The sequence below is a fragment of the Halorubrum ejinorense genome, assembly GCF_055389685.1.
The window spans coordinates 1,880,757-1,893,652 of the sequence record NZ_AP043777.1; the positions used below are offsets into that span (position 1 = coordinate 1,880,757).

Annotated in this window: 13 protein-coding genes; 7 read left to right on the top strand and 6 right to left on the bottom strand. The window is 69.5% G+C overall.

Going from position 1 to position 12,896, the window contains the following annotated elements:
• Nucleotides 1–56: 56 nt before the first annotated feature.
• Nucleotides 57–1,010 (bottom strand): transcription initiation factor IIB, encoded by a 954-nt coding sequence (locus ACZ5KW_RS10755; protein ID WP_343776261.1) that lies wholly within the window; start codon nt 1,008–1,010, stop codon nt 57–59.
• 356 nt (nt 1,011–1,366) lie between these two features.
• Between ACZ5KW_RS10755 and ACZ5KW_RS10760 the strand changes: the two genes are divergently transcribed.
• Together ACZ5KW_RS10760 and ACZ5KW_RS10765 are read left to right on the top strand one after the other, a co-directional pair.
• Nucleotides 1,367–1,759 carry a DUF7961 family protein gene (locus tag ACZ5KW_RS10760; protein WP_343776263.1) on the top strand — a complete coding sequence of 131 codons (393 nt, stop codon included), beginning with the start codon at nt 1,367–1,369 and terminating at the stop codon, nt 1,757–1,759.
• A gap of 2 nt (nt 1,760–1,761) precedes the next feature.
• Nucleotides 1,762–2,385: an METTL5 family protein gene (locus ACZ5KW_RS10765; protein WP_343776265.1), complete on the top strand. Its 624-nt coding sequence runs from the start codon at nt 1,762–1,764 to the stop codon at nt 2,383–2,385.
• A gap of 69 nt (nt 2,386–2,454) precedes the next feature.
• Here the strand turns inward: ACZ5KW_RS10765 and ACZ5KW_RS10770 are convergent, their stop codons facing one another.
• From ACZ5KW_RS10770 to ACZ5KW_RS10780, 3 genes are all read right to left on the bottom strand, one after another.
• Nucleotides 2,455–4,353, bottom strand: coding sequence for a rhomboid family protein (locus tag ACZ5KW_RS10770; RefSeq protein ID WP_343776267.1), 1,899 nt, complete (start codon nt 4,351–4,353; stop codon nt 2,455–2,457).
• Nucleotides 4,354–4,427: 74 nt separating this feature from the next.
• Nucleotides 4,428–4,706 (bottom strand): UPF0058 family protein, encoded by a 279-nt coding sequence (locus ACZ5KW_RS10775; RefSeq protein WP_008442749.1) that lies wholly within the window; start codon nt 4,704–4,706, stop codon nt 4,428–4,430.
• A 93-nt stretch (nt 4,707–4,799) separates the two neighbouring features.
• Nucleotides 4,800–5,015, bottom strand: coding sequence for a DUF7120 family protein (locus ACZ5KW_RS10780; RefSeq protein WP_343776271.1), 216 nt, complete (start codon nt 5,013–5,015; stop codon nt 4,800–4,802).
• A gap of 212 nt (nt 5,016–5,227) precedes the next feature.
• Between ACZ5KW_RS10780 and ACZ5KW_RS10785 the strand changes: the two genes are divergently transcribed.
• Nucleotides 5,228–5,842 carry a sulfite oxidase-like oxidoreductase gene (locus tag ACZ5KW_RS10785; protein ID WP_343776273.1) on the top strand — a complete coding sequence of 205 codons (615 nt, stop codon included), beginning with the start codon at nt 5,228–5,230 and terminating at the stop codon, nt 5,840–5,842.
• Between the two features lie 85 nt (nt 5,843–5,927).
• Entirely contained in the window at nt 5,928–7,310 is a 1,383-nt protein-coding gene (locus ACZ5KW_RS10790) for an isochorismate synthase (protein WP_343776274.1), read from the top strand.
• Between the two features lie 28 nt (nt 7,311–7,338).
• Here ACZ5KW_RS10790 and ACZ5KW_RS10795 read toward each other — a convergent pair whose 3' ends face one another.
• A complete protein-coding gene (locus ACZ5KW_RS10795; RefSeq protein WP_343776275.1) occupies nt 7,339–8,079 on the bottom strand; it encodes a proteasome assembly chaperone family protein in 741 nt (246 codons plus the stop codon).
• A gap of 102 nt (nt 8,080–8,181) precedes the next feature.
• Between ACZ5KW_RS10795 and ACZ5KW_RS10800 the strand changes: the two genes are divergently transcribed.
• The 3 genes from ACZ5KW_RS10800 (at nt 8,182) to ACZ5KW_RS10810 (ending at nt 10,773) form a co-directional block, all read left to right on the top strand.
• Nucleotides 8,182–9,129: an RsmB/NOP family class I SAM-dependent RNA methyltransferase gene (locus tag ACZ5KW_RS10800; RefSeq protein WP_343776277.1), complete on the top strand. Its 948-nt coding sequence runs from the start codon at nt 8,182–8,184 to the stop codon at nt 9,127–9,129.
• Nucleotides 9,126–9,677: a DUF7122 family protein gene (locus ACZ5KW_RS10805; protein WP_343776279.1), complete on the top strand. Its 552-nt coding sequence runs from the start codon at nt 9,126–9,128 to the stop codon at nt 9,675–9,677. Before ACZ5KW_RS10800 ends, ACZ5KW_RS10805 begins: the two co-directional genes overlap by 4 nt.
• Before the next feature lie 64 nt (nt 9,678–9,741).
• A complete protein-coding gene (locus tag ACZ5KW_RS10810) occupies nt 9,742–10,773 on the top strand; it encodes a DHH family phosphoesterase (protein WP_343776281.1) in 1,032 nt (343 codons plus the stop codon).
• Nucleotides 10,774–10,925: 152 nt separating this feature from the next.
• Here the strand turns inward: ACZ5KW_RS10810 and ACZ5KW_RS10815 are convergent, their stop codons facing one another.
• On the bottom strand, nt 10,926–12,443 hold the full coding sequence (locus ACZ5KW_RS10815) for a DUF790 family protein (RefSeq protein WP_343776282.1): 1,518 nt from the start codon (nt 12,441–12,443) through the stop codon (nt 10,926–10,928).
• Nucleotides 12,444–12,896 lie beyond the last annotated feature (453 nt).

The following is a 12,896-nucleotide window of genomic DNA, read 5'->3' on the forward strand; positions in this document are numbered from 1 at the left end:
CGCCGCCGTTCCCGACTGGAACCGCCAGTTCGAGCCGTTCCGGGCGCCCGTCCGGCTTAGCGAAATCCCATCGCTTCGATCTGCTCTTGGTACCGGTTGCGGATGGTGACCTCGGTCACCTGCGCCACGTCGGCGACCTCGCGCTGGGTCTTTTTCTCGTTACACAACAGCGACGCCGCGTAGATGGCGGCCGCCGCGAAGCCCGTCGGCGACTTGCCGGAGAGCAGCCCCTGTTCGGCGGAGACGTCGATTATCTCGGTCGCCTTCGACTGGACTTCCTCCGAGAGCTCAAGCGAGGACGCGAACCGCGGGACGAACTGCTTCGGGTCGACCGGTTTCAGCTCAAGTCCGAGCTCCTGGGAGATGTATCGGTACGTCCGACCGATCTCCTTCTGTGGCACCCGGGACACGTCGGCGACTTCGTCGAGGCTGCGGGGAATCCCCTCCTGCCGGCAGGCGGCGTAGAGGGCGGCGGTCGAGACGCCCTCGATCGAGCGTCCGCGGATGAGGTCCTCGTTGAGCGCGCGTCGATAGATGACCGACGCTACCTCGCGGACCGAGCGGGGAACGCCGAGCGCGCTGGCCATCCGGTCGATCTCCGAGAGCGCGAACTGGAGGTTGCGCTCGCCCGCGTCTTTCGTCCGGATCCGCTCTTGCCACTTGCGCAGGCGGTGCATCTGCGACCGCTTCTCGGAGGAGAGCGAGCGGCCGTACGCGTCCTTGTCCTTCCAGTCGATCGTCGTCGTCAGCCCCTTGTCGTGCATCGTCTCCGTGATGGGGGCGCCGACGCGCGACTTCGACTGCCGCTCGTTGTGGTTGAACGCGCGCCACTCCGGCCCGCGGTCGATGTTCCGCTCGTCCAAAACCAGCCCGCAGTCCTCGCAGACGAGCTCCTGGTCCGCGTCCGTGACGATGTCCTTCGAGTCACACTCCGGACAGGAGACCGTCGATTCGTCCGTTTCCTGCTCCGTGTCCCGCTCCTGTTGTCGCTGGCGACTCGGACGTTCCATTAAAAGGTTTGTGGTCAGTCGCACATTTAAGCCTTGTCCACCAAAATAAACGATCCTGATCGTTTTGCCCGGCTGCTGAAGGGCCGTTATCACCAGTTAGGACCCGGATGCGGCACGAAACGGAAACCTCTCGCCGGATCACCGAGGGGTGCGACGCGGCTCCCGCGCCGCGAACGTGACCCACGAAACGTGACCGCGACTGAGGTCGAAATCCGACCCGAACGGCGGGCCGTTCGCTCCCCCTCTCCGTGCTGACAGCTGCGTACATCCCGTCGCGATCCGTCTCGTCACCGCCGACATATATTACTATGAAACATTGATAAAGACTTTTGTATTACCTATGCCAATACGGTTGTATGAGCACGACCCAGTCAGCCGGCATCGAGCGCACCCTTCGCGGTTGTCGCCCCGCAGACGTCGACCCCGTCGTCATCGACGCGGCCGACCTCGACAGCACGGCCCCCGAACAGCTCCGCGACCTCAAGCGCGGGCTCGCAGCCCGCGGCTACCAGCCCGCCGCGGTCGCGGCGTCGGCGGAGTTCGACGCGGAGAGCACGATGGAGCGCCAGCGCGAGGCCGACCGCCTCCGGGGGCTCGTCCGTGCCGCGGCGTTCCTCGGCGCCGGTCGCCTCGAGGTCGCGGTCGACGACGACGCTGACGAGGCCGGCACCGCGCTCGCGGCGCTCTCCGAGCGAGCCGACCGCGAGGGCGTCGAACTCGTCCGCGTCGACGCTCACGACGCGGCCTGACCATGGCGTCGAAGCGGTCGCTCGCGACGAAGCTCGGCGTCGTCGCCGGCTTCGAGCGTCCCGACGCCGCCCTCGAACAGTACCCGACGCCGCCCGAGCTGGCCGCCCACGTCGTCCACCTCGCCGACCTCCACGGCGACGTCGACGGGCGGACCGTGATCGATCTGGGCGCCGGAACAGGAATGCTCGCGCTGGCCGCCGCCCTCCGCGGCCCCGCCCGCGTCGTCGGCCTCGAACTCGACGGCGACGCGCTCGCGACCGCCCGAGCCAACGAGCGTCGCATCGCCGCGAGCGCGCCGGTCCACTGGGTCCGCGGCGACGCCACCCGTCCGCCGCTCGCCGTCGCCGAACCGGCCACTGTCGTGATGAACCCGCCCTTCGGCGCGCAAGACGGGAACCGCAACGCCGACCGCGCGTTCCTCGCGACCGCGAGCGACCTCGCCGACGTCTCCTACTCGGTCCACAACGCGGGGAGCCGCGAGTTCGTCGAGGCGTTCGCCGCCGACGAGGGCGGCGAGGTGACGCACGCCTTCGCGGCCGAGTTCCGGATCGACGCGCAGTTCGATCACCACACCGACGACGCCCGCGACATCGACACGGAAGTGTACCGGATCGAGTGGACCTGAGCCCGACGCGTCGGGGTTCCGGCCCGGTGAGACTCGAGCTCTAACTTCCGACCCTGAGATTCCGAGCCGCTACTGCCGTCCCTCGTACCGCTCCCGTTGTGCGATCCGCACGCGCGTCTCGCCGCGCTCCGCGAAGACGACTTCGCCCTCTCGGACGAACGCGACGCCGCGCAGGGTCACCGACCCGTTCGCCGGCGGGATCGGGGCGCTGGCGTTGCCGTCGGGACCGGCGACCCGCAGGTCGAATCCGCCGGCCGTGGCTGCGACGGTCACGTTCCGGCCGTCGATCCGCGGCTCGGCCCGCGCGGGCTCGCTCGTGAACAGCGTCCGCCTGGTCTCGTTTCGGACCGCGTCCACCCGGTAGGTCGGCCCGCCGTTCGCGGCGACCCAGCCGAGGCGCTGGACCCAGACGGTCTCTCGCCAGCCGGTCCCCCCCACGTCGACGGCGCGGTACCCCCAGAACGCGAGGTTCCCGGTCGAGACGGCGGTCGTCCATATCTCCCGGTCGGGGTCGCTCACGATCACCCCCGAGGTGTTGACCGACGTTGAGCGCCCGAGCGCCTCCACCTCGATGACGCTCACGAGTTCGTTCTCGACGTTCTCGGCGTAGGTCACCTGATACCCCTCCACCTCTATCGGATCCCCGGGGAGGTCGCCGTCGTCGACGGTGACGAGGTTCGGGACGACCCCCGGGCCGGCGACCGCCGCCAGCGCCGCGACGAGCAACAGGAGTCCGACGGCCGCCGGCGTCGCCGACCGGACGTTCTCTCGGAGCGTTTCCGGCGCCGGAACCGCCCGGTCCGGCCACACCGGCTCGTCGCGCGACACGGCCGCGGCGGCGACGATGGCGGCCAGCAGGGCGAGCAGCCCGACGCCGACCGCGCGGTACAGCTCGTACCGCTGATTTCCCAGGTACCAGTACACCGCCCACAGCCGACGCGACGCGCCGAACAGCAGCAGACAGCCGAACACGACGAGCCCGGATCGCCCCGTCGAGCCCGCGACGCGGGCGTCTCCGCTCCGGGTCAGGTCGCCGTCGAGTCCGACGGTACTCGCTCGGAGCCGCCGCCGGCGGAGGAGCACGACCGCGACGAGCGCACCGCCGATGAGTCCGATCGCGTGCCCTTGGATCGCGATGTTCGCCCAGCTCGGGGCCCCGAAGGAGGGGGACGCCTCCGCGAACGCCACCGGCGTTCGGAGGGCGTCGTAGACGACGCCGACGAGCGTCGTCCCCGCCATGGCGACGACGGCAGTGACGGGACGCGTGACGAGCGCGAACCCCCAGTACGCGAACACCACGACGGAGAAGCCGATAACCGGTCCCAAGGCGAAAAGCGACGCGGCGAGGCCGAACGCGACCGCGGCGCCGGGCACGATCACGAACGCCCTGACGTAGGGGTTCGCGGTCGGCGAGTCGACGCCGGCCATCCGGGTCGGCAGGCGCCGGAGCCGACTCGCGATCCCCTGTGGACGCTCCCCGAGTCCTCGGGATTTCGGGCCGGGGCCGACGGTCGCCGGCGCCCGACCGAGTCGACGCCGGAGTCGGTCGGTGAGGCGGCCTCCGTCGCCCACCGACCGCCCCGCCGGGAAGTGACCGTACGCGTACTCTGCGAGCCCGCCGGCGACGAGCGCGGACAGGAGGTTGCCGGTGATATGCCCGCGGCTCGAATGCGCGAAGCTGGACCAGAAGAGTCCCTCCGGGTAGAAGTACGACCACGACCGGAACGGGATCACGACCGGCCGGTTCGGGTTCTCGATACCCGACTGGACGAAGAGGTACACCGCCGTCACCCCGGCGATCACGACGAGCGTGCCCCACGGAACACCGAGGAGGAGCCGGGACCGGAGCGCGCGCGTCCAGTCGCCGCTCGGGCGGTCGACGAGGTACACCGCGGCGAGCGCGACGGCGAGTCCTGCGCCCCCGGCGACGAGGTGAACGACGTCCGACGTCAGCGCGTCCGCGACCATGTCACGTCAGATGCGGCCGCGCGCACATCAATAAGGTGGTCACGGATAACGCGGTCACGGGCTAGCGGCCGCACTCAGATCTTGTTCTCGGCGTCGTCCGCGAGCTCCTCCATCCGCTTGCCGACGCGGCCCGCGGGCGAGAACTCGTCTTCGCTCATCGCGTTCGCGAGCGCGTTTCCGAGGACGAAAACGGCGTGTTTGTGCTCGCTTTTGGACTTGTGGACGTGAGAGGGGTCGACTTCGAGTTCGTCGTACGGGTCGAACAGCGAGCCGTCGACCGTCTCCTGAGCGCGGAAGTGCTCCATGATCGTCACCATCTGTTCGTGGAGTTCGAGCAGCTCGTCTTTGTGCATACCGCGAGATACGGGTCGTAGGCCCTTTAAGCGTTGTTGAGGCCGGTACGCACGGTTCCTGCGCAGGTATCGGCGGCGCGACCCCGACTTCGGTCAGAAGACGTACTCGTCTTCGTGGCCCATCATCCCTTCGTCCTCGAACCCGCTTGAGTCGTCGTCATCCCGCGGGCCGCTGGTCTTGTACGCTTTGATGCCAGTCGACAGCAGTTCCTCGACCGCCTCCTCGCGGTTGAGGAACTCACCTTCCTCGACCATCTGGGCGATCTGCATCTCCAGATGTTCCGGCACGGTTATCTCCACTCGTGGCATTTGCTGTCCGGGTCTTATGCGATGGAGCATATAAAAGTGGCGTCGCATCTCCGCGTATTTGAAAAGTTAAAACGAAAGCTCAAAAGGTAATTTTCATTCAGTAAAACACGCGTTGGGTTATTTCGAACACCGCCGTCTCCCGCCGATCGGTCGGTGTCGAGGCGCCGCGCGAGAGCGACATTCATACGTCGGTCCGGTCCGTAACAGAGGCCATGACCGCATCCGGCGTCGACGCAGTCGAGGACCTCACCGACCTCTACCGCGAGTACGGCGACGACCGGCTCCCGCCCGGACAGCGCGAGACCGACGGCTTCCCCGTCCTCTCGAAGACCGGGACCCCCGCGTGGGACCCGGAGACGTTCGAACTCGAAGTCTGGGGCGCCGTAGACGAATCGCTCTCTTTCTCGCTCGAGGAGTTCCGTGACCTCCCGGCCGTCTCCCAGAGACAGGACTTCCACTGCGTGACGGGGTGGAGCAAGTTCGACTGCGAGTTCACCGGCGTCGCCTTCGCGGAACTCGCCGAGCGTGCGGGCGTCCGCGACGACGCCGAACACGTCATGTTTCACGCCCTCGACGGGTACACGACGGACCTCCCCCTCGACGACTGTCTGAAACCGGGCGTCCAGCTCACCTACGGCTACGACGGCGACGACCTGCCGGCCGACCACGGCGGGCCGATCCGCGTCGTCACGCCGCACAAGTACGCCTACAAGGGCGCGAAGTGGGTCTCCGGCGTCGAGTTCCTCACCGAGAAGGAGCTCGGCTACTGGGAGAAGCGCGGGTACAGCGACACCGCGAACCCGTGGAACGAGGAGCGCTACAGCTGAGACGGCCGTCCGAACGGACTCGTTTTCCCCGTCGTCCCCGCCCCGATAGTCAGGATAAAGGGTCCGCGGCCCCGAGTTCACGCTCATGGAACAGGCGCGCTCGCGGTCGTCGCCCCCCCTCGTCAGCCGGACCACGGCGGTCGACGAGCCGGCGTTCGCGGCGGCGTTCGACGCGCTTCCGTCCCCGCGGACGACCTGGAGCGCGCCCGACGACGCGCTGGTGCTCGGCGGCGGCGAGGCGGCGACGCTGACCGCTTCCGGAGGCGACCGGTTCGCGTCGATCCGCGAGGCCGCGACGGAGCTGTTCGCCGCCGGCGACGTTCACGCCGGAACCGAGGCGGCCCGCCCCCGCGTATTCGGCGGGTTCGCCTTCCACGAGGGCGCCTGTGACGGCGAGCCGTGGAAGCCGTTTCCGGAGGCTCGGTTCGTGTTACCCCGCGTCCAGCTGACGCTCGCAGACAACGGGGCGTGGCTGACGATCAACGCGGTCGGCGACGACGTCGACGCCGGCGCGGTCGAGGACCGACTGGCGCGCGAGGTCGACCGGTTCGCGGCGCTCGACGCATCGGATGATCCGTCGGCACCCGAATCCGGGTCGTCGCGTCCACCCCGCCCCGGCATCCGCGAGAGCCGCCGGACGACGAGCCGCGAGGCGTGGCGCGAGAGCGTCGACGCAGCGGTCGACACGATCCGCGACGGGGACCTCCAGAAGGTGGTGTTAGCGCAGGCGCTGGAAGCCGATCTCGCCGCCGAGTTCCCGCAGGCGGCCACGCTCGAACGGCTCGCCGAGAAGTACCCGGACTGTCACCGCTACTGGTTCGAGCCTCCCGGCGGCGACAGCGCCTTCTTCGGCGCCACTCCCGAGCGGTTGGTCTCGCTGCGGGGCCGGACCGTCGAGACGGACGCGCTCGCCGGGACGACCGGCCGGGGAGAGACCCCGACCGAGGACGAGTGGCTCGCGCGCGAACTCCTCGACGACGAGAAGAACGTCCACGAACACGAACTGGTCGCGGAGACGGTCCGCGAGCAACTCGAGCCGTTCGCGGCGTCCATCTCCGCGGGCGAGCGCCGCGTCCGCCGGCTCGCGACCGTCCAGCACCTCCACACCCCGATCACCGCCGAACTCGACAGGGACCGCCACGTGCTCGACCTCGTCGAGGCCCTCCATCCGACCCCCGCGGTCGGCGGGCTCCCGCCTGACCGGGCGCTGGCGACGATCCGCGAGACGGAGCCGTTCGACCGCGGCTGGTACGCCGCCCCGGTGGGCTGGATCGACGCCGCCGGCAACGGCGCGTTCGCGGTCGCGATCCGCTCCGCGGTCGCCAGCCGGCGGCGCGCCACGCTGTTCGCGGGCGTCGGTATCGTCTCGGACTCGGACCCCGACCGCGAGTGGGACGAGGTCCAGCTGAAGTACCGCCCGATCCTCGACGAGCTGGAGGACGAGGCCGCGACCGGCTCGGCGGACTAAGCGAGGTCGACCGATCGGCACGAGCCCGCTACTGAAACATCTTCAGCGGCTCGGCCCGCGAGCTGTCCTCGTTCGCCTGTCGCATCTGCTCGGCGAGCTGCTGTTTCGCCTCCCGTATCTCGGTCGCCTGATCGACGAGCCCGTCGGTCGAGGTGTCGACGCCGGCGATCGGGTCGATCCCGTCGAGTATCAGACGCCGGGCCGCCTCGGGATCGGGGAACTGCGGGTCCGACTCGACGACGAGGCCCACCGCGTCTCTCCCGGCCTCCAGCGCGGCCGCCAGCATCGCGCCCGTCGGCCCGGAGACGAGGCCTGACTCGGGCGGATCGGTCACCTCGGCGCGCGCCAGCGCCTCGCCGCCGTCGCCGGTGGCGATCCCGTACAGATCGGGGGGCGACTCGTCCTTCTCGCGCGCGAGCCCGGACAGGAACACGGGGAACAGGTCGACCTCGTCGAACCACGAGCCGAGACACGCGGCCACCTCCGTCGCCGCGCCCGGTTTCACCGGCACGTCGCTGCGGAGCGCGACGAGGTCGTTCTCGGGGTCGGCGTACAGCCGCACCGGCGTCGTCGCGGCCGCGTCGGACTCCCGGTAGACGGCCACGGGCGGGAGCCCGTCGCAGTGGACGTTCGCGTAGTGGGTCATCTCGTGGGCGTCGATCAGGTGGTCGGTCGCGATCTTCCCGACGAGGCCGACGCCGGGGAACCCCTCGACCAGGGTCGGCTCCGAGAGCGAGACGTCGTCGTCGAGGACGGAGATGCGCGCCATGCGCGACGCTACGACGGGGTCCGACCTAAAGGTGCGGCGCGGACCCACCTCGGCCCGCCCGCGTCCCGAAACCGTCTAACGGCGCGACGCGAAAGGAGAGCCATGAATCCGCTCGACCGATACGAGCCGCTCGTCGACGACGCGGAGTCGTTCCGGGCGGCGTGCGACCGTCCCCTCCCCTCGGTCGTGCGCACGAACGAGATCGCCGCCACGCCGGCCCGAGTCCGCGAGGCGTTCGAGGAGGCGGGCGTCGCCTACGAACCGGTCGACTGGTACGACGGCCTCTTCCGGCTGCCGGACGGGAAGCCCGGCGGTAACTGGCCGCACGTCCACGGCTGGACGCACGGGCAGGAGGAGGTGTCCGTGCTGCCGGGGCTCGCGCTCGATCCGCAGCCCGGCGACCGCGTCTGGGACGCCTGCGCGGCGCCCGGCAGCAAGACCACTCAGATCGCGGACGCGATGGACGACGAGGGCACCGTCGTCGCCAACGACAACAACCTCGGGCGCCTCTCGGCGCTCCGACACAACGCCGAGCGACTCGGAATCACGAACACGGTCGTCACCAACCAGGACGCGCGGAACTTCTCGACGAAGCCGCTGGCGTTCGACGAGTTCGACCGCGCGCTGGTCGACGCCCCCTGCTCCTGTGAGGGGACCTGCCGCAAGAACCCCGACGTCGTCGATCAGTGGACGCTCGACCACGTCCACGCGGTCGCCGGCATCCAGAAGGGCGTCCTCTCCCGGGCCGTTCAGGCGACTCGCCCCGGCGGAACCGTCGTCTACTCGACGTGTACGTTCGCGCCCGAGGAGAACGAGGCCGTCCTCGACCACGCCCTCGCGAACGAGGACTGCGAGCTCGTCGAGTTCGACCTCCCGCTCGAAACCGATACGGGCGTGACCGAGTGGGAGGGCGAGACGTACGACCCGACGGTGACGCGCGCGAAACGAGTCTATCCCCACCGCAACGACACGGGCGGGTTCTTCTGCGCGAAGCTCCGCGTCGGCGGTGCGGCCGACGACGCCGGCGACGGCGCGGAGGTGGGCGCGTGAGCGACGACGCCGGGACCGCGGAGGCCGACGCTCCCACCAACGACGGCCAGCGGTTCGACCGCCTGCCGGCGACGCCGGCCGACCGCGAGGTCGAGGGGCGCGCGAGCCGCGCCGAGGTCCTCGACTGGTGGGAGGAGCGATTCGACATCGCGCCGAGCGCCTTCGAGTCGTACTCCTTCTGGGAGAAGGGCGCGGGGAAGGTCTGGATCTTCAACGGCGAGGCGACCGACCCCAGCGAGGTGGAGGCGATCGGGATGACTTTCTTGCGCACGCGACAGGACCACTGGAAGCCGACCGGGCGAGCAGTCTCCCGGTTCGGGCACCGCGCGACGAAGAACGTGATCGAGTTGGACCCCGAGCGGGCGTCCCGGTTCGCCAGGGGCGAGGACCAGGACCTCCCGGAGTGGGACGGCGACTGGGGGTACCTGATCGCGACCCACGAGGTCGCCGGCGAGCGGGTCCCGATCGGCGTCGGCCTGTACCTGTACGACGAACTGCGGTCGGTGGTTCCGAAGGGGAGCCGCGCGGACCTGCCGGTCGTGGAGTGAGACGCGGTTCGCGCGTTCGATCCGGAATACAGTACTAACCGTGTCGCGGTCGTACGTGGGAGGTATGAGCCGCTCACAGGAACTCCGATCGATGCTCCGCGAGAGCAGCGAGATCAACATCGTCTGTCACAACAACCCCGATCCGGACTGTCTCGCGAGCGCGCTCGCCCTGGGGCGGATCGCGGCCACCGCCGGCATCGACGAGCGCCACATCTTTTACAGCGGTGACATCTCTCACCAACAGAACCGGGCCTTCGTCAACCTCCTCAACGTGGATCTCAAACCGTTCGACACCGCCGAAGTCGAAGACCGGCCGCCCGGCTCGCTGCTCGCCTTCGTCGATCACTCGATCCCCGGCAGGAACAACACGGTCCCTCCCGACACGCCAGTGGACATCGTGATCGACCACCACCCCGCCGAGGACATCGACGCCCGGTTCGTCGATCACCGCGAGGAACTCGGCGCGGCGGCGACGATCCTGACCGAGTACGTCCGCGCCCTCGAGGTCGACCTCGACAGCGACCTCGCGACGGCACTCCTGTTCGCCATCCGTTCGGACACCCTCGACTTCCTCCGAGGGGCGACCACCGTCGAATACGAGGCGGCGGGGTACCTCCACGACCACGGGGACCCGGAACTGCTCCGAAAGCTCTCGAGCCCGTCGGTCAGCGGCGGAACGATCGACGCGATATCGACCGCGATAGACAACCGACGGACGAACGGCGCAGTGCTCATCTCCCACGTCGGCCGGACCACCGAGCGAGACTCGCTCCCACAGGCAGTCGATTACCTCGTTCGGTTAGAGGGCGTCAAGACGGCCATCGTCTTCGGCCTCGTCAAGGAATCCATTCAGATCAGCGCCCGATCGCCGGACCCCCGCGTCCACGTCGGCGAGGTCCTGAACAACGCGTTCGGCGACGTCGGCAGCGGCGGGGGACATCACGACGTGGCGGGCGGTGAAATCCCGCTCGGTCTCTTCGCCGACTACGTCACCGACGACGGACAGCTACTCGACATCATCGAACAGGTCATCACCACCCGCCTCGTCGCGGAGCTCAACCTCTCCGCCGAGGCGGACGGGTCCGAACTCACGTGAGACGGGCGTGATTCCGCCCGGAAGAACCAAATTCGTCGCCACGTCCGCCACCCGTCGAGGCGCGGCCTCTCGCGATGGCCGCCGCAATTTCCCCTGAACACGCTCCAACGCCGGCTACGATCTCGCCCCACATCGCCTCTGCTCGCGCACGGCTACGCGTCCTTTTCTCGGACCGTCCCGCCGCCGAGCCCCTCCCACTCGACGCGGTAGCCGAGCCGCGAGAGCGCGGCGCTCGCGTCGTCGACGCCGCGGTCGTCGAGAACCGCCTCGGCGGCCGACAGCGACATCCCTGACTCTATCTCGGCAGCGACGGCCTCCAACACCGCGGGCCGCACGAGGGTGCGCCCGACCAGCTCGTGGTCGGGAAACGCCTTCCCCTCGAGCGCCTCGACGCTCACCATGTGTTCGTCGGCGAGGTCGTCGAGCCCGATCGCGTCGGCGTCGGGCGACAGCGACTCGGGGAGGTCGGCGGCGGCGTCCGCGACGAACTCGGCCTCGTACTCGTCGAGGACGTCGACCACGTCCTTCACGCGCACCGTCCCGGAGTAGGTGACGACGCGGTGGTCGCGCGCGGCGATCGCTTCGCCGACGCCGAGGCTCTCGTCGACCGCGACGAGCAGGTCAACGTCCTCCACGTCCGCGAGCTGCCCGAGCTTCTTCTCGACGTACTCGGGGGTCCAGAATCCCATCACCTCGAAGAACAGCCGGAAGTCGGCGTGCTCGTAGTCGAACGCGAAGTCGGGGATCATGACGCTCGTCCCCGTCTCGAGCGGCTCCGGTTCGCGGACGAGCGTCCAGTCGAGGTCGAGCCCGCGGAACCGCCCGGCGAAGTCGGCCTCGACCCCGCTGTCGAAGTCGGGCTCGGCGACCGGCTCCACGTCCGGCACGGTCACGTCGCCGTCCGAGAGGCGCATCGTGCGCTCGCGGCCGCGGTCGTCGATCGTCGCCTCCAGCGACCACTCCGCCGATTCGGCGACCGTCCGGAGCAGTCGCGCGAAGGCGGTCCCGTAGCGTCGTGTGCGCGAGAACAGCGTGTCGGGGCCGGTGACGACGAGTTCGCGCCCGTCGGCCGTCTTCTCCACCTCGTACATCAGCCGCAGGCGCTTCACCGCCGAGACGAGCCGCTTCGGGTCGTTCGAGCGCACTCGGACCTCGGTGGCGTCGAACAGCGCTGTCTGTGCCAGCGAGAGGTCGTACTGCGCCAGCAACGCGTCCGGGTCCCACCGCACGTCGGCGTCGACGAGCACCTGCTCAACGTCGCGGTCGGCGTACAGCGAGTCGTCGACGACCGACGGCTCGACCCCGAGCGCGTCGGCCGCGCGCTCGATCGCGGTCTCGCGGTCCGCCTCGCTCGCGACTCCCACGGCCGCGCCGGCCTCGAAGGCGGCTCGCCGGACGCGGCGGGGCGGCACCGGCGCGCGCGTCTCGAACTCGCACTCGCGCTCGACGAGCGCCGCGAGCCCGCGAACGAGCTTGAAGTCCCCGTTCCTGGCCGCGGCGTCGGCCTCCAGCGCCGCCAGCGCGTCGTCGAGGTCGCCCCTGCGCTCGCCGACGTGAGACCGGAACGCCCCGAGCACCTGGGCGGCGAGCGGGCGGTGTTCCCGGGTCGTGAACTGCGGGCGGTAGCCGCCGCCGGCCCGGGAGACGCGCAGGAGGTCCTTCCGTAACACGGGTGCGATTCGAGGCGCCGAAGCTAAAAGCGTGGGATCCGAGCGGCGACGAATACTGACACCTATCTATCGGCGCGCGCCTGCGAGGCCGCATCGCGGCCGAGGAGCGCGTGCGAGGGAGTCGCTGGCCCCGGAGCGAAGCGGAGGGTGCCAGCGACAGGGCGAGAGCTTCGCTCTCGCTTGAAACCGGACGTAGTCCGGTGACGAGGCTGGGGAGGCGTGAGGTGCTGTGAGGCCGCGGTGGGGTGGGGCTCGAAGGGGCAGTCGTGAGGCGGACGCAGGCGACGTAAGGACCACAGCGAGTGAGCGAAGCGAACGAGCGAGGACCGCAACGAGCGTGCGTCCGCCTCACGGCTGGGGCTTCAGTGGCGTTCGTGTTGACTGATCGTTTAGAAACACGCACCCCTCAGACGTATCGGTGCGACACGCTTAACACCGAAACTCGCGGATCGG